Genomic DNA, 24,910 nt, shown 5'->3' with positions numbered 1-24,910 from the left:
GCGCCGCAACCTCGCATCGACCGGACATTGCCGGATACCACCGCTCGGCCGGCATTGCCGACAGCCGCGCGCCGCGCTATTTCAGGCGACCCGTCCTGCCGGAGCTTTCCATGCCTGAAATCGTGACCGCCGCCATGCTTGTCATCGGCGATGAGATTCTGTCCGGCCGCACCAAGGACAAGAACATCGGCCACCTCGCCGACATCATGACGGCTATCGGCATCGACCTGAAGGAAGTGCGCATCGTTCCCGACGAGGAGGACGAGATCGTCGCGGCGGTGAATGCCGTGCGCGCACGCCACACCTATGTGTTCACCACCGGCGGCATCGGCCCGACCCATGACGACATCACCGCCGATTCGATTGCCAAGGCGTTCGGCGTGCCCTGCGAATACGATGCCAAGGCCTATGCGCTGCTGGAAGCGAGCTATGCCGAGCGCGGCATCGAATACACCGAGGCACGCAAGCGCATGTCGAGGATGCCGCGCGGCGCCGACCATATCGACAACCCGGTGTCCGTGGCGCCCGGCTTCCGCATCGGCAACGTCCACGTCATGGCCGGCGTGCCCTCGATCTTCCAGGCCATGCTCGACAATGTCGTGCCGACGCTGAGAGCCGGTACGAAGATGCTGTCGGCGACGGTGCACTGTCCGTTTGGCGAAGGCCTTGTCGGCGGACCGCTGGGCGAGATCCAGAAAGCGCATCCGGACACCATCATCGGCTCCTATCCGAAATATGGCGACGGTAAGTTCTGGACCGAACTGGTCGTGCGCGCCCGCAGCCAGGACGCGCTTGACGCCGCGCGCGCCGATGTCGAGGCGATGGTCGCTGGTTTCGCCGCCAAGGCGGGCTGATCCGCTCTATCTCCTTGTTTTGACGCAATTCCCTTTTGGCGCAATTCCCCCAGGGAATGGCTCCAGCCGGAACCAAGCAAGACATCGCGGCGTTTCCCTGCACGCGAGATCGAACGCCTCGCCAGATTGAGGGATCGCCATGCGCTTCAAGACCATCGTTGCCATTCTGCAGAACGAGCAGGACGCCGAGCGTGTGCTTGATTGCGCCATTCCGCTCTCCAGCCGTTTCCAGAGCCATCTGATCGGCATCCATGCCGAGGCGCTTCCGGTGCCCTACACATCGGCGACCGGCTTTCCGGATACCGAGTTCCTGCAGGTGTCGGCCGACATGAACCGGGAGCGCGCCGACAAGCTGCAGGCCGTCTTCCTCAGGCGCATCGAGGATTCCGGCCTCTCTTTCGAATGGCGCAGCCTGGAGAGCTTCTCCGGCGACAGCGCGCTGACCGGCATTTCGACGGTGCGCGCCGCCGACCTGATTGTCGCAGCCCAGCGCGATACCGGGGGCGATCCGGGCGCGGATGTCGACACGCTGGTCTATGATGCCGGACGACCGGTGCTTGTGGTGCCGCACGCGGGGCCGCTGGTCACGACCTTCAAGCACGTGCTGCTTGCCTGGAACGGCAGCAAGGAGGCTGCGCGCGCCGCCTTCGACGCCCTGCCCTTCATCATCGAGGCGGAGAAAACCGACATATTGGTCATCGATCCGCCCGAAACACTCGACGAAAGCCCGGAAGCCGCCGGTGCCGAGATCGCGTCGGCGCTGTCACGCCACGGTGCCACGGTCAGCGTCTCGGTGCAGAAATCGGGCGGCACCTCGGTCGACGACATGATCCAGAACAGGATCGCCGAGACCGGCGCCGATCTTCTGGTTCTCGGCGCCTACAGCCACTCGTGGCTGCGCCAGCTCCTGTTCGGCGGCGTGACGCGCACGGTGTTGCGCACGACGCAGGTGGCGGCCTTCCTGTCGCGATAAGTCCACAGCGATCACTGCCGACCGCCCTTGCCAAGCCCAAGGTTTTCCAGTTAATTCCGCGCGCATTCCCCTGTTTTCTCGCACGCGGTCCTCGCGTGCTGCGGAGTGCGCGAGACATGTCCCTTCCCGAAAAAGCTTTCCCGGTCTCCTGGGACCAGTTCCACCGCGACGCCCGCGCGCTCGCCTGGCGGCTTGCCGGCACCAACAAGGGTCAATGGAAGGCCATCGTCTGCATCACGCGCGGCGGACTGGTGCCCGCGGCCATCATCTCGCGCGAACTCGGCATCCGCGTCATCGAGACGGTCTGCGTGGCCTCCTATCACGACTACACCAGCCAGGGGCAGTTGCAGGTGCTCAAGGAGGTCACGCCGGCTCTGCTGGCCGACGATGGCGTCGGCGTGCTGATCATCGACGACCTGACCGATACCGGCAAGACCGCCGGCATCGTGCGGGCAATGATGCCGAAGGCCCACTTCGCCACCGTCTACGCCAAGCCCAAGGGCCGGCCGCTGGTGGATACTTTCGTCACCGAGGTCAGCCAGGACACCTGGATCTATTTCCCCTGGGATATGGGCTTCACCTATCAGAAGCCGATCGCCGACGATCACGCCGGCTGATTCGCAGAACAAACCCCCGTTCTACTCGGCACGAGTTCGGCAAGTGCCTTTTGCTGCCAAATAGGCAGCTGAAGGCACAATATTTTGTGGGATCAGGGGGCGATGGCGCAATTTTTACCGGTCTATATGAAGTTTTTTACTTTTATAGATTACGATTCGCCGTAAGATTCGTGAGACGGCAAACGATTCTGGAGGCTGGGGCTAGCTTCTCCGATGTTGACGAGGCCAACGACGCACAACCATCTGGCCGAAAGGGTCCGGCGACTCTTCGGCACTGCGCCGTGCCGTCTGCAGGTTGCCGCCCTGCCCTGGCGCGATACCGGGAACGGTGTCGAGATCATGCTGATCACCAGCCGCGACACCGGCCGCTGGGTGCTGCCCAAGGGCTGGCCGGAGGCCAGGGAGCCGCTCTGCGAGGCGGCAGCGCGCGAGGCCGGCGAGGAAGCCGGATTGCGCGGAACCGTCTCCCATCTCGAAGCCGGCCGTTACTTCTATGCCAAGGTGCTGGCTTCGGGTGAAGAAGTGCCCTGCGAGGTGCTGGTGTTTCCGCTGCACGTCGAAAAGATCGCCGACCGCTGGAAGGAAAAGCGCGCCCGCACCCGCAAATGGGTCAATTCCGGCGAAGCGGTGCGCATGGTCAACGAACCGGACCTCTGCCAGATCATCGCCTATTTCTGCGCCGACCCGCACAGGTTCTCCTAACCCACCCCTTACGCGTGCATCATGGCCGATTCACAACCTTGTGGTTGTGCCCATGAATGGTTTGCTAATTTTTCTCCGCTACAAATCGATCAATCTGGCGTTTGATTGATGATGAAGCCCGTAGACAACCTTCAGCAAGGTCCCGGCGAGCCGCAGCGCGAGCATCGTCCGCGCGTGCTCAAGGGCGGAACTATCATCACCGGCATTCAAAACTCGGAAGTCGGCGTTACCGTGCGCAATCAGCATGCGGGCGGCGCCGAGTTGAAGGTACCGCTCGAGTCCCGGGTTCCCGATCGTTTCCTTCTCTATGTGCCGCTCGACGGCGTCGCCTATCGCTGCGAGGTCCGCTGGCGCCGCAACGACCGGATTGGCGTGAAGTTCACCGGCATCGAGCCAAAGCCGAAGTTGCACTACGGCTGATTTTTCGGGGCTGCCGCTTTTGCTGTGAGCTGAAGCGTTTTCGAGTGCCGTCGCGCCGACCATCGGCGGCGCGCATCCCGTCGCCGGAAAAATAGTGATCGCGGCGGGTCAATCTGTCCCCGTTATCCACATATGTGACACACAAGATGTTGGGGTCACAAAAGCTACGCAAACGAATCCTTGACGGCGCAAAACGAGTCGCCTTTTATAGGCCATGTGCTCCTGTTGAGAGCGCGACCGGAAAGTTCTGAGCCCGGTCTTTTTCCCGGATTATGTGAGTTTTGCCCGCATTTCCGCCTGTTTACGAGGCCGGCGGAAGCGTTGGGATTGTGGGTGGCGGGGCGACGAAAGGGAGAATTGTCGGACTGGAATAAATTGTCTGTTAACACTATATTTAGTGTTTGCAGGTAGGTTCGACGCTAGATAGTGTGAATTTCCCTCGAGTGAGGGAATCGAAAAAATCAGATTTGAGGGACCCGCGAGGGTCCGCCGGGCCGCTGGACATGTGCTTCGCAAGGAGCCTGACCAGCAAGGACCGACGGAGACCGCGAAATGGAGAGCCGGCCGTTTTCGAACGCCGGCAGACGGCGGACATGCGTGTTTCGCATCCGGGGCAGAAATCCCCTGACGAAAGCGCTATATATAGACAAAAGGGACAGGACCAATGCGCATCGAGCGTCGTTTCACCAAGCCGGGACAATCTGCTTACGCGGAGATCGAATTCCGCAAGGCGCTTTCCGAGATCAAGAATCCGGATGGTTCGGTGGTGTTCCGTCTCGACAACATCGATGTGCCGGCGCAGTTCTCCCAGGTCGCCGCCGACATCCTGGCACAGAAGTATTTTCGCAAGGCCGGTGTCCCCGCGCGGCTGAAGAAGGTCGAAGAGAACGACGTCCCCTCCTTCCTGTGGCGCTCGGTCGCCGACGAGGCCGAGCTTGCCAAGCTGCCGGAAGCCGAGCGCTTCGGTTCCGAGATCGACGCCCGCCAGGTCTTCGACCGGCTGGCCGGCACCTGGACCTATTGGGGCTACAAGGGCGGCTACTTCAAGTCGGAGGACGACGCGCTCGCCTTCCGTGACGAGCTTGCCTACATGCTGGCCACGCAGCGCGTGGCGCCGAATTCGCCGCAATGGTTCAACACCGGCCTGCACTGGGCCTATGGCATCGACGGTCCGAGCCAGGGCCACTTCTATGTCGACCCCTTCACCGGCAAGCTGACCAAGTCGAAGTCCTCCTACGAGCATCCGCAGCCGCATGCCTGCTTCATCCAGGGCGTGCAGGACGACCTCGTCAACGAGGGCGGCATCATGGATCTGTGGGTGCGTGAAGCGCGCCTGTTCAAATATGGCTCCGGCACCGGCTCGAACTTCTCATTTCTGCGCGGCGAAGGCGAAAAGCTGTCCGGCGGTGGCCGTTCCTCCGGCCTGATGAGCTTCCTCAAGATCGGCGACCGCGCGGCGGGCGCCATCAAGTCGGGCGGCACGACGCGCCGCGCGGCGAAAATGGTCATTGTCGACGCCGACCACCCCGATATCGAGGAATTCATCGACTGGAAGGTCAATGAAGAGCAGAAGGTGGCCTCGCTGGTGACCGGCTCCAAGATCGTCAAGAAGCATCTCGAAGCGATCATGAAGGCCTGCGTCAACTGCGAAGGCCATGACGACGACTGCTTCGATCCTGCCATCAACACCGCGCTGAAGCGCGAGATCAAGGCGGCCAAGAAGTCGGCGGTGCCGGAGAACTACATCTACCGCGTCATCCAGTTCGCCAAGCAGGGCTACACCTCGATGTCGTTCAAGACCTACGACACCGACTGGGATTCGGATGCCTACCTGACGGTCTCGGGCCAGAACTCCAACAATTCGGTGTCGCTGAAGGACGATTTCCTGCGCGCCGTCGAGCAGGATGGCGACTGGCACCTGACCGCCCGCAAGGACGGCAAGGTCTTGAAGACGCTGAAGGCCAGGGACCTCTGGGAAAAGATCGGCTACGCCGCCTGGGCTTCGGCCGATCCGGGCCTGCATTTCAACACGACGATGAACGACTGGCACACCTGCGCGTCGGCCGGTGCGATCCGGGCCTCCAACCCGTGCTCGGAATACATGTTCCTCGACGACACGGCCTGCAACCTCGCCTCGATCAACCTTTTGCCCTACCGCAATGCCGACGGCACGATCGATATCGCCGCCTATGAGCATACGGTCCGGCTGTGGACCATCGTGCTCGAAATCTCGGTGATGATGGCGCAGTTCCCGTCGAAGGAGATCGCCAAGCTCTCCTACGAATACCGCACGCTCGGCCTCGGCTACGCCAATATCGGCGGCCTGCTGATGACCTCGGGCATTCCCTATGATTCCGACGAGGGTCGCGCCATCTGCGCCGCACTCACCGCGATCATGACCGGCACCGCCTACGCCACTTCGGCCGAAATGGCCTCCGAGCTCGGCGCCTTCGCGGACTATGACCGCAACGCCCAGAACATGCTGCGCGTCATGCGCAACCATCGCCGCGCCGCCTATGGCGACAAGGACGGCTATGAGAAGCTGGCCGTCAATCCGGTGCCGCTGGTCGCCTCCGACCTCAAGCAGCAGGCGCTGGCCGATCATGCGAAAGCCGCCTGGGACCGCGCCATCGAGCTTGGCGAGGAGCATGGCTACCGCAACGCACAGGCAACCGTGATCGCGCCGACCGGCACGATCGGCCTGGTCATGGATTGCGACACCACCGGGATCGAACCCGATTTCGCGCTGGTGAAGTTCAAGAAGCTCGCCGGCGGCGGCTACTTCAAGATCATCAACCGCGCCGTGCCGGAAGCGCTGCGCACGCTCGGCTATTCCGAAGCCCAGCTCGCCGAGATCGAGGCCTATGCGGTCGGCCACGGCAACCTCAACCAGGCGCCCGGCATCAATCCCGGTTCGCTCAAGGCCAAGGGTTTCACCGACGAGAAGATCGCGGCGCTCAATGCCGCGCTGAAGTCGGCCTTCGACATCAAGTTCGTCTTCAACCAGTGGACGCTCGGCGCCGACTGGGTGAAGGAGACCTTTGGCTTCACCGACGAGCAGCTCAACGACTTCTCGTTCGAGATGCTGCCGGCGCTCGGCTTCTCCAGGAAGGACATCGAGGCCGCCAACATCCATGTCTGCGGTGCCATGACGCTGGAAGGCGCGCCCTTCCTCAAGGCCGAGCACCTGCCGGTGTTCGACTGCGCAAGCCCCTGCGGCAAGATCGGCAAGCGCTCGCTTTCGATCAACAGCCACATCCAGATGATGGCGGCGGCGCAGCCCTTTATCTCGGGCGCCATCTCCAAGACCATCAACATGCCGAACGACGCGACGGTGGAAGACGCCAAGGGCGCCTACATGCTGTCGTGGAAGCTCGCGCTGAAGGCGAACGCGCTCTACCGCGACGGCTCGAAGCTGTCGCAGCCGCTGAACTCCTCGCTGCTCGCCGATGTCGAGGACGACGAGGACGAAGCCCTCGATCAGCTGATCCAGGCACCGGCCGCCGCCCGCGCCGCGCAGATCACCGAGCGGATCGTCGAGCGCATCATTGAGCGCGTGTCGCGCGAGCAGGAAAAGCTGCCCGGCCGCCGCAAGGGCTATACGCAGAAGGCCAAGATCGGTGGCAACACCATCTTCCTGCGCACCGGCGAATATGATGACGGCCGCCTCGGCGAGATCTTCATCGACATGAACAAGGAAGGCGCCACGCTGCGCGGCCTTCTCAACAACTTCGCCATCGCCATCTCGCTCGGCCTGCAGTACGGCGTGCCGCTCGATGAATATGTGCACGCCTTCACCTTCACCAAGTTCGAGCCGGCCGGCATGGTGCAGGGCAATGACGCGATCAAGAGCGCGACGTCGATCCTCGACTACGTGTTCCGGGAACTGGCGATTTCCTATCTCGGCCGCAACGACCTCGCCCATGTCGACCAGTCGGACTTTTCCAACACCGCACTTGGCCGCAACATCAGCGAAGGCAAGACCGACGCCGTTTCCAAGGGCCTGACCCGCGGCTCGCCGGTGAAGCTGGTTTCCAGGGCAAGCGGCAACGATCCCAAGGGCTTTGCCGGCGGTTCCACCGGCACCCCTGCCCGCTCGGCGCCGACAGCCTTCTCCGGCTCCAACGTGCTGGCGCTGAAGCCGGCCAGCGACGAGGCGGTCGCCTACAAGCGCGACTATGAAGACAGGGCCAAGGAACTGGCGGAAGACATCGCCTTCGAGGAAGCGGCCGACGCGGCCAGCGTTTCAGCGGATGCGACCGCGGCCCTGTTCACCGACGCGGCAGCGAACGAAGCGGCCGAGGCGAAGAAACTCGCCGCCGACCGCCGCGCCAAGTCACTGCTCCAGGGCTACACCGGCAATTCCTGCTCCGAGTGCCAGAACTTCACCATGGTGCGCAACGGGACTTGCGAGAAGTGCGATACGTGCGGCGCCACGAGCGGGTGCAGCTGAGGCCTGATGCCACCTCGGCTTACGGTTCGCGAAGTCATTCGCCTGCTGGAGGCCGACGGCTGGTATCTGGTTGCAACCAAAGGCAGCCATCGCCAATATAAGCACAGGGTCAAAGCCGGCCGCGTCACCGTGGCCGGCAAACCGTCTGAAGAGGTTGCACCAGGAACACTGAACAGCATCCTCAAGCAGTCCGGTTTGAAGGAGTGATGGTATGCGCTACGCGGTGGTGATTGAGAAAGCGGGAAGCAATTTTTCTGCTTATGTGCCCGACTTGCCCGGCTGCATCGCGACCGCTGCGACGGTGCCGGAAGTGGAAATCGAAATTCGCGACGCAATACGCTTCCACATCGAAGGCTTGCGCGCCGATGGACTGGATGTGCCTAAAGGTGTCAGCCTCGCCGAGTACGTAGAGGCGTAAACGTAAACGCTGCGATCCGAATCTCAGCCCTACGGCAACACCCGCAGCGTCTGCTCGTCAAACAGGGGCTCGTCCTGGCCCACACGCACAAACAGCACTTTCTGCCCCTCGCCCGCCGGCACCTCGAAATACTGGATGCCGTCAGGCATTTCGCCCCAGTCGCCGCAGGGCGGCTCGGGAACTTCGTCCGGATTGGTGAGCGCTTTCAGCTCTTTCGCGTAGGCGGCGACGGGGCTGAATGTGTAGCGCTTGACGCCGGCGGGCACGCTGCCCTCCGTGTAGGGCGTGAGCACACAGCGATCGCTGACGGTCTTGTCGGCCTTTTCCAGCAACAGGCGCTGCAAGGCAGCCTCGGCGGTCTCGCCCGGTTTGATGTCGAATAGCTCGACCAGCGGATCGGCCGCGCCGCCGTCACTGTATTTGATGGCGAGCGCGTTGCCGACGAATTCGAAATGGATCTGGCGGAAGCCGAAATCGCAGCGCTGTGCCCAGGCGGCCAGTCCGACCGTCTTGTCGGCCAGCTTCTCCCATACGCATTTGTCGATCGGTGGGCGCGACGGCGCCGGCTCGTCCGCCACGGCTGATAGCGTCGCGGACGCAGACAGGGCGCAGGCCCAGGCGATCGATCTCACGGCACTATTCATCGCTGCATCCTGTCAAGGCGAAGGCATCCCATGCCGAGCCTTCCGGATTGGCGTTGGCGAAATCGGCCCATTCGGTGAAGGCCACGCCAAAATCGGGCAAAAGCAGCCCTTTCGGCGCCGGTGTCGCTTCGCGCGCGTTCAACTGCTCGGCGCCGCCGCCGGTCAAGGCATAGACCTGGCCATCCCATATCCTGCATAGCCCGCTGCCATCCTGCAGGCCCGCCTCGCGGTCGTCATCGGTGCAGGCGTGGCGGATGGTGCCGAGCGGAAACGAATTCTTGCCATTGGTCCAGGTGATGTCGGCCGGCAAGCTCGTGCCGGTGTTGGGAACGATCAGCGAAAACACTTCGGCCGTCAGGGCCGCCGGTTCGTTGTCGATCGGCCGGAATTGCATCACCGCGCCCGAGCGCGGCTCACGATAGGTGGCATGGCTCAGCAGGCACTCCTTGGCGGTCGCTGCCTGCACCGGGCCGAGCAGGCCGAGGAAAACGAAGACCAGTTTGCGGGTGATCATCAAATGTCTCTGGGAAAGCGTTGCCCGGCCGTGTGCCGGCCCGCACAGTCGCATCATCCGCGCAAAAGCATAAGCGAAATCCGGCGCGGCTGCGTTTATCCGCTCCCTGCCGGTTGGCTGTTCTGGTGCGCCTGCTCACGCAGATGCTCCTTGGTTTCGGTATCAAGCGCTCGCCAATCGCAACCGCGAAGTGCGGCCTCCATCGCATAGAGTGCGAGGATCGTCACCTGCCGTCCGAACCGGAACTTCAGCCGGCGGTAAGCTTCAACCACGCCGAAACCACGCAGATCCTCCTCACAGAGAATATCGATTTCCGCCAGCATCCGCGCCATGGCCGGTCCGAGGTTCCTCATGTCTTGGATGCGAGTGCTCATCGCCGGGCCTCAGAGCGTTGAAGGCGCATGAGATAGTCTCCAGGATTTGGCGATTTGTTTGGACCGTTGGCCCACAGTCGCATCGTCCGGCCAAAAGCGGAATCCGGAATGGCCGCATTTTCTGCTGGACGAATACTCCGCACAAATCCCACCACTGCTATACGATCGAGCATGGCGGATCGAGGAGACAGGTGATGCGGCGTTTGGCAATGACCATGGCAATGTCCGCATGCGCGAGCGGCACCGCGCTGGCCGCGCCACCTTATGTCGGGACTTGGTCCCACGACCGGCTGAACTGTAGCGCGGCCGCCGACGTTCAACGCCAGACGGTTTTCACGGTGGACAAAGCGGCCCTGTCGCTTCCCGAATTCGGTTGCGAGCATGCGGCCTTTCGCAAAACAGCCACGGGCTGGGTGGTGCATGCGAGCCAGTGCTACGGCTCCGACCCGACACTCGAGGAGCCGTTCGCTCGTGTTATCCATATCGAGAGGCATGGCGCCATGTTGCGGTTCACCTGGCCTGGCTTCGACAGCGGACCGCTCGTGCGCTGTTGAAAAAATCAGCGTCTCAGACCAGCCCGACCAGCAACGCCGCACCGCCAAGAAAGCCTGCCGAACAGACCCACAGCAGCCAGAGCCCGCGCACCCGGCATTCCAGCACCGCCGAGCCGGGGTTGGCGGGGTCGTAGTGGACTTCGACCTTGCTGCCCTCGACATAGCTTCGTGCCTGGCCGCTGACGAGGGCGGGCAGCGAAGCGGTTACCGTGGCGCCGAAGGTGATGCGGTCGGAGGTGTAGCGCTGGCCGGCGACGCCGTAGCTGTAGACGATGCGGGATTTGAAGACGGTGCGCCAGCGTCGATAGTTGCTATGGTTTCGGAGCGCCTGCAGGCCCGAGGTGTCAATGCGGCCGGCGGCGACCGGCCATTTCGCGACCTGCTCGGCAAGCGACTTCTGGGCGAAACCCATGCGCAGCGCAAACAGACCCATGAACAGCAGCAGTGCCGCGGCGCCGAGGTTCTGCGGCTTGGGCAGATGCGGCCGGATCGCCTCCAGCAGACCACCGACGGAAAACACCAGAACCAGCGCGCCGATCACCAGCCCGGCCGAAAGCTGGAACATGAACTTGAAGGCGCCGTCCGGCATGGTGCGCTCGATGACGGCTTTGCTCGGATCGGCCGGATTGTAGAACACGGTCACCTCGGCGCCGCGCGGAAACTGCGCAAGGGTCTCGGTGACCTCGAAATTCCCCAGATTTTCCTTCACGCTGTAGCGCGAGCCTTGAAATTTCTTGCCGCCCACCTTGTATTCGAAGGTGATCGCCGGAAAATTGCGCATCTCGGTGGTATCGCTGCTGTCCGAGCCAGCGCCCGAGCTTCTGACTTCACGCGCCTCGACGCGCGACGAGACGATCTTTCCCGGCGTCGGCAACCAGTGGCTGAGCGCCTGCACCTCCCGCCATTTCACGACGGTGATGAACGACAACATGGCGGCGACCGCGCAGACAAAGCCGACAAGCAGAATCTTGAGTTCCACCCTGATCCCCCCGGAGTGCAGGAACCGGCACTAGATATTACCGCGACGGCAATGTCTCGCTTATTCGCAAAATCGCGAGGCAACCCCATCACATCCCAGACGGAGCACCAAATGATCGATCACATAACCATCGAAGTGGGTGATCTGGAGAAGAGCAAGCTCTTCTATGAACGCGCTTTCGCGCCCCTGAATTATCGCCTGTCCTTCGGCAAGGAAGGCGTATTCTGGGCTTTCGATGTCGGCGATGGCTGCCTGTTCGAGATCCAGCGAACCGGCGAGGCGCCACCGCTCACCCATCTGCACGTCGCTTTCCGCGTCGGCAGCAAGGCAGAGGTCGATGCGTTCCATGGGGCAGCACTGGCGGCCGGAGCCAAAGACAATGGTGCGCCCGGCCGGCGTCCGGACTATGCCGAGAATTACTACGCCTGCTTTGTGCTCGACCTTGACGGCTACAACATCGAGGCGATGATCAACGAGGCTTCGGTGCAGCCGCCTCGATAAGCGGCAAGGATGACGAAAGGGCGACATGTACCTCGCTCCTGCCAGTCTCCGGCTCTGCCACAGTCACCCAGTGTCGCGCATGGCGCCCTGCGAGTTGATCCAAATCAACGCAGGCTCGTCGTCAGTGCTGTCTCCTCGGCTATCGTCCCAGGGAGAACGAACATGTCGACTTACGACTTCATGGTTGTCGCCGCAGTCCTGCTCAGCTTCGCATCATTTTCCGGTGTCCTGGCCTTTGCCACCTTCGACGAATCGCGTCGCCGCCACCCAAGATAAGGCGAAAGGACCGGTTGGATGGGCGGTCGGGCGGCCATGCACACGACGAAGTGATATAGGTGCAATTTGACGACGGATCGGGTGGAATGAGAACGTCTGGAAGATAACAACCGGAACGCGGCCATGAGCGACGAAACCGAGGACGACACCGACATCGTCAACCAGCTCGCCTATGTCAGGGCCGATCCCACTCAGCACGATACGATCACGCTTCTCACCATGATCGATGCAGCGATTGCCGAGATCATGGCCTTGAGGAGGAGCCTGCGGCTGAGCGAGGAGCGGAACGACCGGAGCAACCAGCTCCAATAGGCAGCCGGAACGAGCAGCAACGCGCGAAAAGCGCTAGTCCGCGTCGGCCACCATCTGCCGGCCGCCGGCCCAGGCGCGCCATTGCCGCTCGTCGCCATTGAAGACGTTGAGGTCGATGCGGCCGGTGACACCATGCGACAGGCCGGAGCCGGAATATTGCCAGAACAGCCATTTGCGGTCGGGATAGACCTTTGAGGGATGCCTGGCCACCGCGCGCAGCCAGAACGGGTGGTCGAGGAATTGGCCCCTGAGATTGTCCCGGTAGAAATCGGGCGCGGTGTAGATGATCGGCCGCTGGCCGTAATGGCGCTCGAGCTTGTCCATGAACACCTGCATCTTCTCCAGCACCTTTTCGCGCGACGGGCGTCGCTTGCAGCTGGACTCGCCGTTCCACTCGACATCGATCACCGGCGGCAAGGCGCCGTCCACCTTCGGCACGTTGCGGATGAACCAGTCGGCCTGTTCGCCGGCGGTGCGGCACCAGTAGAAAAAGTGGTAGGCGCCGCGCTTCAGCCCGGCGGCGTCAGCGTTGCGCCAGTTTTTCATGAACATCGGATCGAGATGGTCGCCGCCGTCGGTCGCCTTGATGTAGGCGAAATTGGCGCCCTGGGCGCGCAGCTTCTCCCAGTTCACGTTGCCCTGCCAGCGCGACACGTCGACGCCATGCACGGCAAGGTGCCGTGGCGAGGAGCGGCCGAAATTGATCGGCTTGGCGTCGCGAAAGCCGTAGCGCGTGACTGGACCGGCGAGCATGGCAGGGGCCGCCCGCGTCAGCAGTTTCGGCGGCGAGACCAGGGCTGCCGGCTCGACCGGAGCATCGGCGCTGTCGGGCAATTCGGGCGCTGGAAACGCTACCGTCTCCTCCTCCGCCAGGCCGAAAGGCTGAACATTGTCGTCTGCGGGCGCGGCCTCGGCCACTCTGCGCGCATTGCCGACCTTCGCCATAGGGACGGATGCGATCGGCGCGCTTGGCCGCACCACCGAACTGGTCGTCTCGTTCGATGGCCTCTGCACGTCGAGCGCGTCCATCCCCGATGTCGACGAGCAGCCCGCAAGGAACAGCGATGCGATCATGAAACTGACGACGCCTGGTAACCGCATCTGGACCTGTACTCGAAACGCAACAGACCGAGGGCAATGGCCGACGGACAACCGGACCAGTTATGAATGAGAAATTACCAATAAAGATTGAATCAAGTTTTTTACCATGCCTGTGGCCGGTTTCGGACATTCGCCGCCGGCGCCATCGCGGCGATCATGGTCGCGACGATTGTCGTCAGGCTGCGTGGCTGGCGGGCCGCGCGAACCTGGCCATATCCTAGCCACTTTTCCTGAAGACGCCGATCATCGGCCCCAGATTCCAGTAGTCGTCGTTGCGGCCGATCGCCGGGGCGAGCAGGCTCGATATCGTACCGTCGAGAAACAGCGCGTTATCGCAGCCGAGAGCATCGCGGAACAGCCGGGCGAACGCATGGAACGTCACCGTGCCGTTCGAAATGGCAAAGACCGTGACACCGTCCTTGCGCACCCCGACCCCGTCGCGGGTCTTGCGCGATGTGCCGTCGGCCTGAAATTTCGGATGAAGCTGGCCGTCGATCACCAGCATCGGTCCCGATTGCGTCGCATAGTCGGTGGGCGGCCGCTTCCTGACGAAATCCCTGGTCGCCCTGACCGCGGCCCTGCCGTCGCTGACGTAGAAGATGCCATTTGGCTGCAGCGAGAAATTGCCGCTGCCGGATCCCGTCTTGACCGTCGCCATTTCCCGGCCACGCTCGACATAGAGGCCGACCGGCCTGAGGTCTGGATGGTACATGCCGGCATTGATGGCAAACAGCATCGTGCGGCCAGCCATGCGCTGGGCGGCGTCGAGATTGTGCAGCGATTGAAATGGCTTGCCTGTCTGGTCTTTCCAGAACAGCTCGACCGAATATTGCTTGGGGTCGACCTCGCAGACCAGATAGCTGGTCGCCTCGAAGGTAAAGTCGCGGCACGGCGGCACCGACGCGAACCATTGGCCGAATGCCATCGTCGTGGCGACCGCCTGCGGCAACGCGGCCTTGAGCAACGCCAGCAGCAGCGGCGCGGAATTGAAAAGCGTCAGAAAATCCATGCACCTACCCAGCTCCAACGAGCCACCGTGGATAGCATCGCCGGCCGGCATTGTGGAAGCTCGGCCTGGAACGGCGCGGTTCAGAACCGGCGATGGGATGTCGCGGAGCCGACGGGACTAGCCGCGGAGCCGACGGGACTGGCCGCGGAGCCGACGAGACTATTTGACGGCACTGACCAGCTGTTCGTCACCACCAAGAATGGAGACCCAGTGTCCGGTGTCGTCGCTCGCCTGCCGTTTCAGGTAGCGGTAGCTGGTCTCGTTCCAGAGCCGGACCTTGTCGGTCAGATTGTCGAGGATGAAGTCGCCCTTGTCCGTCCGCACCGTCAACACGGCATGACCTTCGCCATCAGGCTTGCGAACCACCGTCATCAGCAGATTGGCTATGGCAATGCCCAGCCTGTTCAGTTCACGCCGCTTTTCCAGCGCGTAATCCTCACAGTCGCCGAAGCCGTTGTCCGGATAGGCCCACCACTCGTCCTTGCCGTAATTGTCCACGTCGCTCATCGGCTTGACGCGCGTGTTGACCGAGAGATTTACGGCTGAGATTTCGTGCAGCAGCTTGCCGGTCATCTGTTCCGGCACGCTGTCGTGCGAGCGGATCGAACATTCGGCGGCATGGATCTTGCAGAAATCATAGTGGCCAATCGGCTGGGAGGTCGAGCCGCCGACAACCATGGAAACAGGAGCCGCGTAGGCGAAACTCGCTGCTGAACACAACGCGGTCAGAGCAACCGCCAGCCCCAGCCCCTTCGCCTTTCGGCGCCAACCCTTCGAGGATGCCATCCGGCCCCGCCCATCTGTTTTGTTAACAGAACGTTAAAGGCTGTTACCTACCGAAGTCAATCAAGCCAGCTGATCACATCTCTGCGGGCCGAAGCGTGGAGGTTTCAGGGTTGCTCCCGCGCAACACAAAGCCGACCGCGAGCCTAGGCAAGCCACCCCATCGCAACGCCCAGCAGCAAGACGATGCCGAGCAGGCCACGATAGATGACGAAAGGCCAGGCGGAAAACCGTTCCAGCACGCGCATCAGTCCCCAGATGGCGAAGAAGGCGGAAATCGAGGCGACGACCAGTCCGGTGGCGAGAACCGACCATCCGTGGGCATCGAGATGGACCTTGTGCAGTTCCCAAAGCTCCTTGAGGCCGGCAAGAGCGATGGCTGGCAGCCCGAGCAGGAACGAGAAGCGCGCTGCCTCGGCCCGCTTGAAGCCGAGCCCAAGTGCTGCCGTCAGGGTCGAGCCCGAGCGCGAGACGCCGGGTATCAGCGCGCCGATCTGGGCGACACCGACGAGCAGTGCATCGGCGAGCGAAGCTTCGTCCATGGTGCGCCGGTGGCGGGCGAAAATCTCGGCCAGCGCCAGCAGGACCGCCATGGCGATGCAGGACCAGCCGATCACGCTCAGGCTGCGCAGCGGCGAACCGCAGGCATTGAGGATGCCCGACAGCGCCACGCCGGCAATGACGATCGGGACCGTCGCCAACACAATCCAGGAAGCCAGCCGGAAATGCCGGTCGGCAAAATCGCGGCGTGTGAGGGCGTCGATAGAACCGAACAGCAGGTCCCTGACGTCGCCCCAGAAATAGCTGACCACGGCGGCAAGGGCCGCAAGCTGCATGGCGGCAGAAAAGGCCGACCCGGGATCCTGCCAACCGAGCACCGCCGGCACGATGCGCATATGGGCGGTCGAGGAGATCGGCAGCAGTTCGGTAATGCCCTGCACAAGGCCGAGAAAGGCGACCCTGGCATATCCCAGGCCGACAAAGCCCGTATCCAGGCCCTGGGTGCAGATGTCAGCCATGTCGGGTCCGTGTGCCTGAGAGATCGAACTTGCGCGGGAGCGACCAGCCTTGGCCCGTCGCGCTTGGCCTGTCGCGGGCAAGCCTTACCGTCATGGACGGGATAATCAACTTACGGATTTGTAAGCTGGTAAGACAGCACCGAACGCGCGTCGGTCAGGACCGGTCCCAAAGGGCCGGCCTGAGTTCTCACAGGGAGTGTTCTCACAGGAGAAAAAAGACAAGGCGATTACGGACACAGCCAGAGTTTCTGGCAGGTCCTGGCGATCACATGCGCCGGCGGAACGACGGGTTCGTCGACGGAAGGCCGGCGAGCCCGTTCGAGCAGCATGCGCACCTGTTCAGGGCGCACACGATCGCGCTCCATCACAAGCAGGACCATCGGATCGCTCAAAAGCTCGTCCAGGGTACTGATGCTGTCGTTCATCCGTCGTCTCCTCGAATGCCGGCCCGCGCAGCATAGATAGGAAGACAATCATGGCCCGCCAATGACGTTTTGCCGGCTATCGCGTGATGTTTTGGATTAAATTTTGGTCATCGCCTTACTGTCCCGGCGCCGCCGCGTGGCGAGGGAAGTCTAGGCTGGTGGCGGAGCGCCTTCATATTGAGGCAAGCCGTCGTCGAGCACCACCCAAGGCTGTTTCGAGGCGGTGAAAATGTGCATTTGCGGCCTGAAGGCCGACGGGTCGTCGAGCGAACCGGTGGTGATGCCGATGATGCCGGCGGAATCGCGCCGCGAAAACATCGTGGTGCCGCAGCTCGGGCAAAAACCGCGCTTGAGATCAGGCGAGCTGTTCACCGTCGCCAGCGGTCCCTCGATCGTCACATCGTCGATGCGAAACAGCACGCGCGCGTTGAAGGCGGCGCCGATCGCCTTCTGGCAAAGCCGGCAGTGGCAGATGCGTTCGTTGATCGGAGCCGCGTCAGTGCTGTAGCGCACCGCTCCGCACAGGCAGCCGCCCTGATGTTTAGCCATCGTCTTGTTCCGCAAATCGAGAAAATAAGCGGCAAGGTAGTCGCGCGGCCGACAGGGTCAATTGAAAAGCCTTGATACGATGCCATCGATAATCGGAATGCGATGGAGTTTGTCGTGGCGCAAGAGATCGAGACCATCGGCATTGCCGACCTGTTCAAGCCGCCCTCGCCTGCTCGCGACCGTGCCGACACCAGGATCATGGCCGCCGCCTCGGGGATCGGTTTCATGGCCGTCCGCGATTTTCCCGGCGATCACTGGCTGACGCCGGACAGGCGAGCACAATTGCTGCGCATCTTCGCGCTGTCCGAAGCCGAGAAGCAGAAGCTGCTGCGCTGGAATTTCGACCCGACCAGGAAGAACGTCTACCGCGGCTGGTTCCCGCTGCAGCCGACAGCCATTTCCTATAAGGAAGGCATCGACATCGGGCCGGATATCATCGGACCGGATATCGCCGATGCCGGAGGTTTTTCGGCCTCCGACGATCCGCTGCGCGAGCCGACGCCGCTACCGGCCGAAGATGCCCTGCCCGGCTGGCGCGCCGCGGCGGCGGACTACTACCGGGCGATGGAGATGGTCGGCAATGCGCTGATGCGGTCGATCGCGCGCGGGCTTGGCCTGCCGGAAACGATCTTCGATGCCTATTTCGATGACGGCATCTCGACGCTGCGCCTGATCCGCTATCCCCTGCGCGATGCCAATGCCGGCGTCGACACCAGCGGCCCGGAGTTTTCCGTGATCCACAAGGGCGAGACGCGCACCATCATCGGGCGCGAGCACGCCGATTCCGGTTTCGTCACCTTGCTGGCGCAGGACGGCGTCGAGGGTTTGCAGGCCAAAAACCTCGCCGGCGAATGGATCGACGTACCGCCGGCCAACGGCACGCTGGCGGTCAATTTCGGTCAGTTGCTGGAGCGCTGGACCGGCGGGCGCGTCCGTGCGACGCGGCACCGGGTGATCGCGCCGAAGACGGTGCGGCTGTCGATCCCGTTCTTCTACGAACCCCGCGTCGATGCCGAAATTGCGCCGCTGCCATTGAAAGGCGCCGAGCCATTCGAGCCGTTTCTCTATGGCGACTATCTCTGGGAAGCGGCAACGAATTTCGTCGAGATGAGCGGCATCAAGCATCTCAGGCAGCCGCGCCGCGCCAAGGCTTCATAGGCAACGCCGGCCATTTGCAGAGACGACCGGCGGGGAAATGACAGGCTATTCCGTTTCGCTGACGACCTCGTCCCAGCTCTTCACCTTGGTCTCGCCGTTGAGGAACGGCAGCGCGGCGGCCGTCAGTTCCGGGGCGAAGAAGACGTCGTAATGTGTGCGGTTGGGCAGGATCGCCAGGCGGTTCCGCGACAGGTTTTCGCGCATCCAGCCGGCGTCCTTCAGTCCGCCGCCGAGCATCTGGTAGAACTTGACCTCATGCTCGGGCTTGTACATGTCACTGTCGCCATAGGCCAGCATGACCGGCATCTTCAGCTTGGGAACATCGGCCGAGAAGTCCCTGTTCTGGCGCATGAAATTGCCGAGCGCGTCAAGCAATTTGGGGAAGTCTTCCGGATGCGGCGCGACCGCGACGTAGGACTTGTACATCGGCGTGTCCTTCATGAACGGCGCGGCGGCGGCGCTCACCTGAGCCTGCTGCGGGCGCATCTCGTCATAGAAACCGTCCGTGGCATAGCCGGTCGAGACCAGCACAAGGCGGCGCACCATCTCGGGATGGCGGACAGCCATGCGGAAAGCGACACCGCCGCCGAGCGAATAGCCCATGACGTCGACCGTGTCGTAGCCGAGCGCCTTGACGATATCGGCCATGTCGTCACCAATCGCCTCCACGCTGAATGGCCGGTCGCCGAGCGCCGTGCGGCCATGGCCTTGCAGGTCGACGCCGATGACGGTGCGATTTTCGGCGAATTTGGGCAGGATCGGCGCGAACATGTCGGTAGAGCCAAGACCGCCATGCAACAGAAGCAGCGGCTCGCCCTTGCCGTAGACGGCGTAATAGTAATTCAGGCCGTTGATCGGTAACAGCCCGGACTTTTCCGGCTTCAGCGGTGTTCTCGTTTCGGTCGTCATGGCAGGTTCCTTTGCATTGGTGGTGCCCGGGCAGGCGAGAAGCGCCGCGGCCGAAGCAAGAATGGCGAAAAACAGGGTTCTGGACATATCGGTCTCCTCGAGTCCTGCCGGTGTCAAAGCGGTCCTGTCGGTTCAAAGCGTCTTGTGGTGTCAAAGCGTCTTGTGGTGTCAAAGCGTCATGGCGAGGTCTTCAAGCTGGTCGGCGCACTGGCCCCAACCCTGATGAAAACCCATCGCGTCGTGCTGCTCGCGGTCGGCGACGCTCCAGTGCCGGACACGCGCGATGTAGCGGGTCTTGCCATCGCCTTCGTCCTCGAAGGTCAGCACGACGGTCATGAATGGCTTTTCCGACGGCTTCCAAGCCTGTGTGTAGGCATCGGTGAAGACGATCTTCTTGCCGGGAATGACTTCCAGGAAGACACCGGGGTTGGGAAACTCATTGCCGTCCGGGCTAGCCATGACAACCAGAGTCGAGCCGCCGGTGCGCACATCCATCTCGGCGCGCGGCGTCGTCCACGGCTTTGGCGAGAACCATTGCGTGACCAGCTTCGGCTCGGTCCAGCAGCGATAGACGCTGTCGCGCGATGCATCGATGATGCGGGCAAGAACCAGTTCGCGGTCGTTGTCGGGGGCGATGTCGAGCTTGGTGGCCACGGTGGTCTCCTCGGGTTTGATCTGTTTGATCTGGGGGTTGATCCGGCTTCCGTCCCAAGGACGAGCCGATGCAACGCAACCCGACACCGCCAGTGAAAAAATCTGGCGACTGGAGAAAATCTGGCCACTGCTTGTATGATTGGAGGGTGGGCGGGAAAGCGGCCCGTGTCAGTGGCGCTTGGCTTGCACCAGATAGGCGTCGATCTCGGTTTCGCCGAGCCACTTCGCGGCCTCGAGCCGATGCAGGCCTTCGACCAGTATATGGCGCTTGCCGTCGTGGCGGACCTGGATCGGCGTCTTCATGCCGTTCTCCAGTATGTCCTCGGCGAGATGCCGGACGGTCTCGGGGTGCAATGTCTTCTTGCGCGCCGTCGGCACGTAGATGTCGTCGACCTTGACCTTTTGCACTCTGAGCATGCCGATCCCCGTGGCGGAAAAACGCCGCCGTTTGTGGAAATAGTCTTTTTGGCAACGGCGGCCAAGAGCGCGGCCAACGAATGCTGGCCCGATCGTTTCCATTTGACGCTTGCCCTGCAGATCGCCGAAATGACGGCTTGCCACTTCTTCGGTGTTCATGACCCATCTGCCCACGGAATTCCCCGATTTCGGACTAACGCCAGAGCAGCGCCGCCACGCGGTGCGCGGCCATTACTACGAATGGCCTGGGATGGACGGCGAGCGCGGCGAGATCTGGTGCTACTCGGACCGATTTTCCTATCGTCCCGGCGAGACGGTGACGCTGCATGTCAGTTCGACGGCTCCATCCTTCGGCATGACGATCATCCGCGACGGCGGCACCGAGACGAAAGTGTTCGAGAAATCGGGCATCGCGGCACGCTGGCAGGACAGTCCGGACCAATGCTCGGCAGAGGGCTGCGGCTGGGAGGCTTCGTTCGAATTCCGGGTCGGCGGCGACTGGCCGTCCGGCGCCTATCGGGCAACACTGACCGCTGACGGGCGCGACGGCAAGCCGATCCAGTCCCACCACCTTTTCATCGTTAGCCCCCAGGCCGGCAAGAAGCCCGGCCGCGTGCTGCAGGTTGCGGCGACGGGCACCTGGCTCGCCTACAACACCTGGGGCGGCTCCAACCACTATCAAGGCATCACCGGACCGGACCGCAATCAGTATTCGCCCATCGTGTCGACGCAGCGCCCCTGGTGCCGTGGCTTCGTCGTGCTGCCGAAGGATGCGCCGCGCGTGCCGCTGGAGGTCGCCGTGCCGCCGAAGACGGTGCCACGCTATCCGCACATGGAATGGGCGCTCGCCACCGGCCATTCGAAGAAATACGCTTCGTCGGGCTGGGCCAGCTACGATAGCCATTTCTTCCGCTTCGCCGAGCGGGCCGGCTATGCCGTCGACCTCGCCAGCCAGCACGACCTGCATTTCTCGCCCGACATCCTCGACGGCTATGACTGCGCTGTCTTCGTCGGCCATGACGAGTATTGGACCTGGGAGATGCGCGACGCGGTCGACAATTATGTGGACCGCGGTGGCCATGCGGCGCGCTTTGCGGGCAACTTCATGTGGCAGACGCGGCTGGAGGACGAGGGGCGCCGCCAGGTCTGCTACAAATACCGTGCCCGCGCCGAGGATCCCGCCTATCGCGGCGGCGACCTGACCCGCGCCACCAATTCCTGGGAAGCGCCGGAAATCGGCCGGCCGGGCTCGGCAACCTTCGGGCTGAACGCCACCCGTGGCCTCTATGCCGGCTGGGGCGGCTGCGCGCCGCGCGGCGTGCGCGGTTTCCCAGTCTATCGGCCGGAGCATTGGGCCTTTGCCGGCACCGGCATCTACTACGGCGACCTGCTGGGCGCCGACAGCCACGTCTATGGCTATGAGGTGGACGGGCTCGACTTCGAGATACGCGGCGGGCTGCCCTACCCCACCGCACACAGCGGCGCGCCGGATGGATTGCAGGTTCTCGCCGTCGGCATGGCCTCCCAGGTCGAGGAAAGCGCCGATATCCCGATCGAGGACCAGTTCCTCACCGACGAGGATGGCCGCTTCAGCGCCGAAACGCTGTTCGGCGAGGGCAGCGACGCCAATCTGGAGAAAGTCAAACGCGGCAACGGCATGATCGTCAATTTTCCGCGCGGCAAGGGCGAGGTGTTCCACGCCGGAAGCTGCGAATGGGTTGCCGGCCTGCTACGACAAGACCCGATGGTCGAACGCGTCACAAAAAATGTCCTCGATCGTTATCTCGGAAAGCCCTGACATGTCGAAAACCCAGACCGCCGCTCAACCGACTGAAGTCCGGCGAGACTCGCATCTGTTCTATCTCTCCAGCTTGCGCCGACCGCTGATCGACCGCGCCGAAGGCATCTACATGTGGACGCAGGACGGCCGCCGCTTCATCGATGGATCGAGCGGGCCGATGGTCGCCAATATCGGCCATTCCAACCGCAACGTGCTCGATGCCATGAAGCGGCAGATGGACCGCGCCACCTTCGCCTATCGGCTGCATTTCGAGAACGAGCCGGCGGAAGAACTCGCGCGGGAACTCGCGGGGAAACTGCCGGAGGGCATGGACCGCATTTTCTTTGTCTCGGGCGGCTCGGAAGCGACCGAATCCTGCATCAAGCTGGCGCGGCAATGGGCGGTCGCCACCGGACAGGCCAGCCGCTGGAAGGTGATCACCCGCTTCCCCTCCTACCATGGCGGCACGCTGGGTTCGCTCTCGATCACCGGCGACGATGCGCTGTCCGAAACCTTTGCGCCGATGATGCGGCCGATGCCGACCGTGCCGGCGCCGACCGCCTGGCGCGACCGCGACAATCTTTCAATGGAGCAGCGCGGGGTTCGCTATGCCGACATGCTGGAGGAGAAGATCCTCACAGAGGGGCCGGAAAGCGTGGTCGCCTTCATCATGGAGCCGATCGGCGGTGCCGCCACAGCAGCCCTGGTGGCGCCGGACAGCTACTATGCCCGCATCCGCGAGATCTGCGACCGCTACGGCATCCTGCTCATCCATGACGAAGTGATGAGCGGCGCCGGCCGCACCGGCAAATTCCTCGGCGGCGACCACTGGAACTGCAGGCCCGATATCGTCGCGCTGTCAAAGGGACTGGGCTCGGGCTACGCGCCGCTCGGCGCGCTCGCCGCACCGATGCGGCTGGTGCAGCCGTTGCTCGCCTCCGGCGGCTTCCAGCATGGCCACACCTATGCCGGCAATCCGCTGGCCTGCGCCGCCGGCCTTGCGGTTCTGGGTGAAATGGACCGGCTCGACCTGATCGCCAATGCGGCTGCCATGGGCGATGTGCTGATGGACGGATTGAAGGGACTTGCCAAGCGCTTCCCGTTTATCGCCGACGTGCGCGGCAAGGGTCTGCTCACCGGCGCCGAGATGGTCGCCGATCCAGAGACGCTGCGGCCGATCGACCAGGGCAAGAAAGCGACGCAGCGGCTGCTCGACCTTGCCTATGCGCGCGGGCTGATCATCTATGGCCGCAGGGTCAAGGGTGGCGTCGACGGCGACAATTTCATGGTCGCGCCGCCAATGATCGTGACCAGCGAACAGGTCGGCGAGATCATCTCCATCATCGGTGATGCGCTGGAGGTTCTGGCTTCCGAGCTCGACCTGCCGGTCGAAGGCCGGGGGTAAGGGAATGGCGCCGCGAAAAGTCATCATCACCTGCGCGGTCACCGGCTCCGTGCATACGCCGTCGATGTCGCCCTATCTGCCGGTGACACCGGACCAGATCGCGACGGATGCCATCGCGGCTGCCGAAGCCGGTGCCTCGATCCTGCACCTCCACGCCCGCGACCCCAGGGATGGCCGCCCGACCGCCGATCCGGACGTCTTCATGCAGTTCCTGCCGCGCATCAAGCAGGCAACCGACGCGGTGATCAACATCACCACCGGTGGCTCGTCGCTGATGACGCTCGACCAACGGCTGGCTGCGCCGCTCCGCGCCGAGCCCGAAATGTGCTCGCTCAACATGGGCTCGATGAACTTCGCGCTGTTCCCGATGCTGGACAAACCACGGGAGTGGCAGCACGAATGGGAACCGAAACTGCTAGAAGCCACCCGCGACACCATCTTCAAAAACACCTTCGCCGACATGGAGGGCGTGCTCGAAAGACTCGGAAAAGGCTGCGGCACGCGCTTCGAGTTCGAGTGTTATGACGTCGGCCACCTTTATTCGCTGGCGCATTTCCGCGACCGGGGCCTGGTGTCGGGGCCGCTGTTCATCCAGTTCGTGCTGGGCATCCTGGGCGGCATTGGCGCCGATCCGGACAATCTCGTCCACATGAAGCGCATCGCCGACAAACTGTTCGGCGACAGCTACCAGTTTTCGGTGCTGGCCGCCGGCCGCAACCAGATGCCGCTGATCTCGATTGCGGCAGCCATGGGCGGCAATGTCCGTGTCGGGCTGGAAGACAGCCTCTATGATGGCCGCCAGCTGGCGAAATCCAACGCCGACCAGGTGCGGCGCATCCGTGGCATTCTCGACGGGCTGTCGCTGGAAGTTGCCACGCCAGCCGAAGCGCGCGACATGCTGGCGCTCAAGGGCGGGGATAGAGTGGCGTTTTGAGACGATTGATCTGAGATGATGGCGTCCAGTCCTACCCCCCTCTGTCCTGCCGGACATCTCCCCCTCAAGGGGGGAGATTGGATGCCATTTCGGCTTTCGCCAATTTCCAACGGTTTAGAATGGTGGGCGAGATCAAGATGGCCAATCTCCCCACTTGAGGGGGAGATGTCCGGCAG

The 24,910-nt window shown here is 62.9% G+C and carries 28 protein-coding genes; 15 read left to right on the top strand and 13 right to left on the bottom strand.

Annotated elements, in window-relative coordinates:
- Nucleotides 1–110 precede the first annotated feature (110 nt).
- From X743_RS163380 to X743_RS163415, 8 genes are all read left to right on the top strand, one after another.
- Nucleotides 111–854 carry a competence/damage-inducible protein A gene (locus X743_RS163380; RefSeq protein ID WP_023764229.1) on the top strand — a complete coding sequence of 248 codons (744 nt, stop codon included), beginning with the start codon at nucleotides 111–113 and terminating at the stop codon, nucleotides 852–854.
- A 139-nt stretch (nucleotides 855–993) separates the two neighbouring features.
- Nucleotides 994–1,827, top strand: coding sequence for a universal stress protein (locus X743_RS163385; RefSeq protein ID WP_023764228.1), 834 nt, complete (start codon nucleotides 994–996; stop codon nucleotides 1,825–1,827).
- A gap of 116 nt (nucleotides 1,828–1,943) precedes the next feature.
- A complete protein-coding gene (gene gpt, locus X743_RS163390; protein WP_013895807.1) occupies nucleotides 1,944–2,444 on the top strand; it encodes a xanthine phosphoribosyltransferase in 501 nt (166 codons plus the stop codon).
- A 213-nt stretch (nucleotides 2,445–2,657) separates the two neighbouring features.
- The gene (locus X743_RS163395) at nucleotides 2,658–3,146 is read left to right on the top strand and encodes an NUDIX hydrolase (RefSeq protein WP_023764227.1); all 489 of its coding nucleotides are present in this window, start codon (nucleotides 2,658–2,660) and stop codon (nucleotides 3,144–3,146) included.
- A 108-nt stretch (nucleotides 3,147–3,254) separates the two neighbouring features.
- Entirely contained in the window at nucleotides 3,255–3,566 is a 312-nt protein-coding gene (locus X743_RS163400; protein WP_023764226.1) for a PilZ domain-containing protein, read from the top strand.
- A gap of 664 nt (nucleotides 3,567–4,230) precedes the next feature.
- Nucleotides 4,231–8,019 carry a vitamin B12-dependent ribonucleotide reductase gene (locus X743_RS163405; RefSeq protein ID WP_023764225.1) on the top strand — a complete coding sequence of 1,263 codons (3,789 nt, stop codon included), beginning with the start codon at nucleotides 4,231–4,233 and terminating at the stop codon, nucleotides 8,017–8,019.
- Between the two features lie 6 nt (nucleotides 8,020–8,025).
- Entirely contained in the window at nucleotides 8,026–8,226 is a 201-nt protein-coding gene (locus X743_RS163410) for a type II toxin-antitoxin system HicA family toxin (protein ID WP_023764224.1), read from the top strand.
- A 4-nt stretch (nucleotides 8,227–8,230) separates the two neighbouring features.
- Entirely contained in the window at nucleotides 8,231–8,437 is a 207-nt protein-coding gene (locus tag X743_RS163415; RefSeq protein ID WP_023764223.1) for a type II toxin-antitoxin system HicB family antitoxin, read from the top strand.
- A gap of 29 nt (nucleotides 8,438–8,466) precedes the next feature.
- Here X743_RS163415 and X743_RS163420 read toward each other — a convergent pair whose 3' ends face one another.
- From X743_RS163420 to X743_RS0135480, 3 genes are all read right to left on the bottom strand, one after another.
- The gene (locus tag X743_RS163420; RefSeq protein WP_245264161.1) at nucleotides 8,467–9,015 is read right to left on the bottom strand and encodes a hypothetical protein; all 549 of its coding nucleotides are present in this window, start codon (nucleotides 9,013–9,015) and stop codon (nucleotides 8,467–8,469) included.
- A gap of 58 nt (nucleotides 9,016–9,073) precedes the next feature.
- Nucleotides 9,074–9,595: a hypothetical protein gene (locus tag X743_RS163425; RefSeq protein ID WP_023764221.1), complete on the bottom strand. Its 522-nt coding sequence runs from the start codon at nucleotides 9,593–9,595 to the stop codon at nucleotides 9,074–9,076.
- 95 nt (nucleotides 9,596–9,690) lie between these two features.
- Complete coding sequence (locus X743_RS0135480; RefSeq protein ID WP_051508506.1) at nucleotides 9,691–9,969, bottom strand: TfoX/Sxy family protein; 279 nt, start codon at nucleotides 9,967–9,969, stop codon at nucleotides 9,691–9,693.
- 194 nt (nucleotides 9,970–10,163) lie between these two features.
- On the opposite strand from X743_RS0135480, the gene X743_RS163430 reads away from it, so the two are divergent.
- The gene (locus tag X743_RS163430; RefSeq protein WP_023764219.1) at nucleotides 10,164–10,523 is read left to right on the top strand and encodes a hypothetical protein; all 360 of its coding nucleotides are present in this window, start codon (nucleotides 10,164–10,166) and stop codon (nucleotides 10,521–10,523) included.
- A 13-nt stretch (nucleotides 10,524–10,536) separates the two neighbouring features.
- On the opposite strand, the gene X743_RS163435 is transcribed toward X743_RS163430, so the two are convergent.
- Nucleotides 10,537–11,502, bottom strand: a complete 966-nt coding sequence (locus tag X743_RS163435; protein WP_023764218.1) for a DUF3592 domain-containing protein — start codon at nucleotides 11,500–11,502, stop codon at nucleotides 10,537–10,539.
- A gap of 111 nt (nucleotides 11,503–11,613) precedes the next feature.
- On the opposite strand from X743_RS163435, the gene X743_RS163440 reads away from it, so the two are divergent.
- Entirely contained in the window at nucleotides 11,614–12,003 is a 390-nt protein-coding gene (locus X743_RS163440; protein ID WP_023764217.1) for a VOC family protein, read from the top strand.
- A 399-nt stretch (nucleotides 12,004–12,402) separates the two neighbouring features.
- Nucleotides 12,403–12,591, top strand: a complete 189-nt coding sequence (locus tag X743_RS163445) for a hypothetical protein (RefSeq protein WP_023764215.1) — start codon at nucleotides 12,403–12,405, stop codon at nucleotides 12,589–12,591.
- A gap of 33 nt (nucleotides 12,592–12,624) precedes the next feature.
- Here the strand turns inward: X743_RS163445 and X743_RS163450 are convergent, their stop codons facing one another.
- The 6 genes from X743_RS163450 to X743_RS163475 form a co-directional block, all read right to left on the bottom strand.
- Nucleotides 12,625–13,692, bottom strand: a complete 1,068-nt coding sequence (locus X743_RS163450; protein ID WP_023764214.1) for a GH25 family lysozyme — start codon at nucleotides 13,690–13,692, stop codon at nucleotides 12,625–12,627.
- Between the two features lie 217 nt (nucleotides 13,693–13,909).
- Complete coding sequence (locus X743_RS163455) at nucleotides 13,910–14,701, bottom strand: phosphodiester glycosidase family protein (RefSeq protein ID WP_023764213.1); 792 nt, start codon at nucleotides 14,699–14,701, stop codon at nucleotides 13,910–13,912.
- A 159-nt stretch (nucleotides 14,702–14,860) separates the two neighbouring features.
- On the bottom strand, nucleotides 14,861–15,487 hold the full coding sequence (locus tag X743_RS163460) for a transglutaminase-like cysteine peptidase (RefSeq protein WP_023764212.1): 627 nt from the start codon (nucleotides 15,485–15,487) through the stop codon (nucleotides 14,861–14,863).
- Nucleotides 15,488–15,630: 143 nt separating this feature from the next.
- The gene (locus X743_RS163465) at nucleotides 15,631–16,503 is read right to left on the bottom strand and encodes an undecaprenyl-diphosphate phosphatase (protein WP_023764211.1); all 873 of its coding nucleotides are present in this window, start codon (nucleotides 16,501–16,503) and stop codon (nucleotides 15,631–15,633) included.
- Nucleotides 16,504–16,730: 227 nt separating this feature from the next.
- Nucleotides 16,731–16,928 (bottom strand): hypothetical protein, encoded by a 198-nt coding sequence (locus X743_RS163470; protein WP_013895824.1) that lies wholly within the window; start codon nucleotides 16,926–16,928, stop codon nucleotides 16,731–16,733.
- A gap of 150 nt (nucleotides 16,929–17,078) precedes the next feature.
- Nucleotides 17,079–17,477: a GFA family protein gene (locus X743_RS163475; protein ID WP_023764210.1), complete on the bottom strand. Its 399-nt coding sequence runs from the start codon at nucleotides 17,475–17,477 to the stop codon at nucleotides 17,079–17,081.
- Nucleotides 17,478–17,591: 114 nt separating this feature from the next.
- Between X743_RS163475 and X743_RS163480 the strand changes: the two genes are divergently transcribed.
- Entirely contained in the window at nucleotides 17,592–18,635 is a 1,044-nt protein-coding gene (locus tag X743_RS163480; protein ID WP_023764209.1) for a 2OG-Fe(II) oxygenase family protein, read from the top strand.
- A gap of 45 nt (nucleotides 18,636–18,680) precedes the next feature.
- Here the strand turns inward: X743_RS163480 and X743_RS163485 are convergent, their stop codons facing one another.
- The 3 genes from X743_RS163485 to X743_RS1000000174100 form a co-directional block, all read right to left on the bottom strand.
- The gene (locus tag X743_RS163485; RefSeq protein ID WP_023764208.1) at nucleotides 18,681–19,631 is read right to left on the bottom strand and encodes an alpha/beta hydrolase; all 951 of its coding nucleotides are present in this window, start codon (nucleotides 19,629–19,631) and stop codon (nucleotides 18,681–18,683) included.
- Between the two features lie 81 nt (nucleotides 19,632–19,712).
- Complete coding sequence (locus X743_RS163490) at nucleotides 19,713–20,198, bottom strand: SRPBCC family protein (protein WP_023764207.1); 486 nt, start codon at nucleotides 20,196–20,198, stop codon at nucleotides 19,713–19,715.
- 168 nt (nucleotides 20,199–20,366) lie between these two features.
- A complete protein-coding gene (locus X743_RS1000000174100) occupies nucleotides 20,367–20,615 on the bottom strand; it encodes a ParB N-terminal domain-containing protein (protein ID WP_008875526.1) in 249 nt (82 codons plus the stop codon).
- 157 nt (nucleotides 20,616–20,772) lie between these two features.
- On the opposite strand from X743_RS1000000174100, the gene X743_RS163500 reads away from it, so the two are divergent.
- From X743_RS163500 to X743_RS163510, 3 genes are read left to right on the top strand one after another with little or no spacing between them, the layout of a single operon-like run.
- Nucleotides 20,773–22,413, top strand: coding sequence for a N,N-dimethylformamidase beta subunit family domain-containing protein (locus X743_RS163500; RefSeq protein ID WP_023764206.1), 1,641 nt, complete (start codon nucleotides 20,773–20,775; stop codon nucleotides 22,411–22,413).
- A gap of 1 nt (nucleotide 22,414) precedes the next feature.
- The gene (locus X743_RS163505) at nucleotides 22,415–23,800 is read left to right on the top strand and encodes an aspartate aminotransferase family protein (RefSeq protein ID WP_023764205.1); all 1,386 of its coding nucleotides are present in this window, start codon (nucleotides 22,415–22,417) and stop codon (nucleotides 23,798–23,800) included.
- Nucleotides 23,801–23,804: 4 nt separating this feature from the next.
- A complete protein-coding gene (locus X743_RS163510; RefSeq protein WP_023764204.1) occupies nucleotides 23,805–24,734 on the top strand; it encodes a 3-keto-5-aminohexanoate cleavage protein in 930 nt (309 codons plus the stop codon).
- Nucleotides 24,735–24,910 lie beyond the last annotated feature (176 nt).

It is taken from the genome of Mesorhizobium sp. LNHC232B00, assembly GCF_000502435.1.
In the GTDB taxonomy this organism is placed as follows: Bacteria; Pseudomonadota; Alphaproteobacteria; order Rhizobiales; family Rhizobiaceae; genus Mesorhizobium; species Mesorhizobium opportunistum.
Note: the sequence above shows the minus strand (reverse complement) of the source record. Positions and strands in the feature narration are given on the sequence as shown.

Bases quoted from the DNA above. Each gene is read 5' to 3' on its own strand.
- X743_RS0135480 (WP_051508506.1), bottom strand. From the start codon at position 9,969: ATGAGCACTCGCATCCAAGACATGAGGAACCTCGGACCGGCCATGGCG.
- X743_RS1000000174100 (WP_008875526.1), bottom strand. From the start codon at position 20,615: ATGCTCAGAGTGCAAAAGGTCAAGGTCGACGACATCTACGTGCCGACG.
- X743_RS163430 (WP_023764219.1), top strand. From the start codon at position 10,164: ATGCGGCGTTTGGCAATGACCATGGCAATGTCCGCATGCGCGAGCGGC.
- X743_RS163460 (WP_023764212.1), bottom strand. From the start codon at position 15,487: ATGGCATCCTCGAAGGGTTGGCGCCGAAAGGCGAAGGGGCTGGGGCTG.
- X743_RS163415 (WP_023764223.1), top strand. From the start codon at position 8,231: ATGCGCTACGCGGTGGTGATTGAGAAAGCGGGAAGCAATTTTTCTGCT.
- X743_RS163455 (WP_023764213.1), bottom strand. From the start codon at position 14,701: ATGGATTTTCTGACGCTTTTCAATTCCGCGCCGCTGCTGCTGGCGTTG.
- X743_RS163440 (WP_023764217.1), top strand. From the start codon at position 11,614: ATGATCGATCACATAACCATCGAAGTGGGTGATCTGGAGAAGAGCAAG.
- X743_RS163405 (WP_023764225.1), top strand. From the start codon at position 4,231: ATGCGCATCGAGCGTCGTTTCACCAAGCCGGGACAATCTGCTTACGCG.
- X743_RS163450 (WP_023764214.1), bottom strand. From the start codon at position 13,692: ATGCGGTTACCAGGCGTCGTCAGTTTCATGATCGCATCGCTGTTCCTT.
- X743_RS163485 (WP_023764208.1), bottom strand. From the start codon at position 19,631: ATGTCCAGAACCCTGTTTTTCGCCATTCTTGCTTCGGCCGCGGCGCTT.
- X743_RS163400 (WP_023764226.1), top strand. From the start codon at position 3,255: ATGATGAAGCCCGTAGACAACCTTCAGCAAGGTCCCGGCGAGCCGCAG.
- X743_RS163510 (WP_023764204.1), top strand. From the start codon at position 23,805: ATGGCGCCGCGAAAAGTCATCATCACCTGCGCGGTCACCGGCTCCGTG.
- X743_RS163470 (WP_013895824.1), bottom strand. From the start codon at position 16,928: ATGAACGACAGCATCAGTACCCTGGACGAGCTTTTGAGCGATCCGATG.
- X743_RS163505 (WP_023764205.1), top strand. From the start codon at position 22,415: ATGTCGAAAACCCAGACCGCCGCTCAACCGACTGAAGTCCGGCGAGAC.
- X743_RS163500 (WP_023764206.1), top strand. From the start codon at position 20,773: ATGACCCATCTGCCCACGGAATTCCCCGATTTCGGACTAACGCCAGAG.
- X743_RS163380 (WP_023764229.1), top strand. From the start codon at position 111: ATGCCTGAAATCGTGACCGCCGCCATGCTTGTCATCGGCGATGAGATT.
- X743_RS163395 (WP_023764227.1), top strand. From the start codon at position 2,658: ATGTTGACGAGGCCAACGACGCACAACCATCTGGCCGAAAGGGTCCGG.
- gpt (WP_013895807.1), top strand. From the start codon at position 1,944: ATGTCCCTTCCCGAAAAAGCTTTCCCGGTCTCCTGGGACCAGTTCCAC.
- X743_RS163410 (WP_023764224.1), top strand. From the start codon at position 8,026: ATGCCACCTCGGCTTACGGTTCGCGAAGTCATTCGCCTGCTGGAGGCC.
- X743_RS163425 (WP_023764221.1), bottom strand. From the start codon at position 9,595: ATGATCACCCGCAAACTGGTCTTCGTTTTCCTCGGCCTGCTCGGCCCG.
- X743_RS163465 (WP_023764211.1), bottom strand. From the start codon at position 16,503: ATGGCTGACATCTGCACCCAGGGCCTGGATACGGGCTTTGTCGGCCTG.
- X743_RS163445 (WP_023764215.1), top strand. From the start codon at position 12,403: ATGAGCGACGAAACCGAGGACGACACCGACATCGTCAACCAGCTCGCC.
- X743_RS163385 (WP_023764228.1), top strand. From the start codon at position 994: ATGCGCTTCAAGACCATCGTTGCCATTCTGCAGAACGAGCAGGACGCC.
- X743_RS163475 (WP_023764210.1), bottom strand. From the start codon at position 17,477: ATGGCTAAACATCAGGGCGGCTGCCTGTGCGGAGCGGTGCGCTACAGC.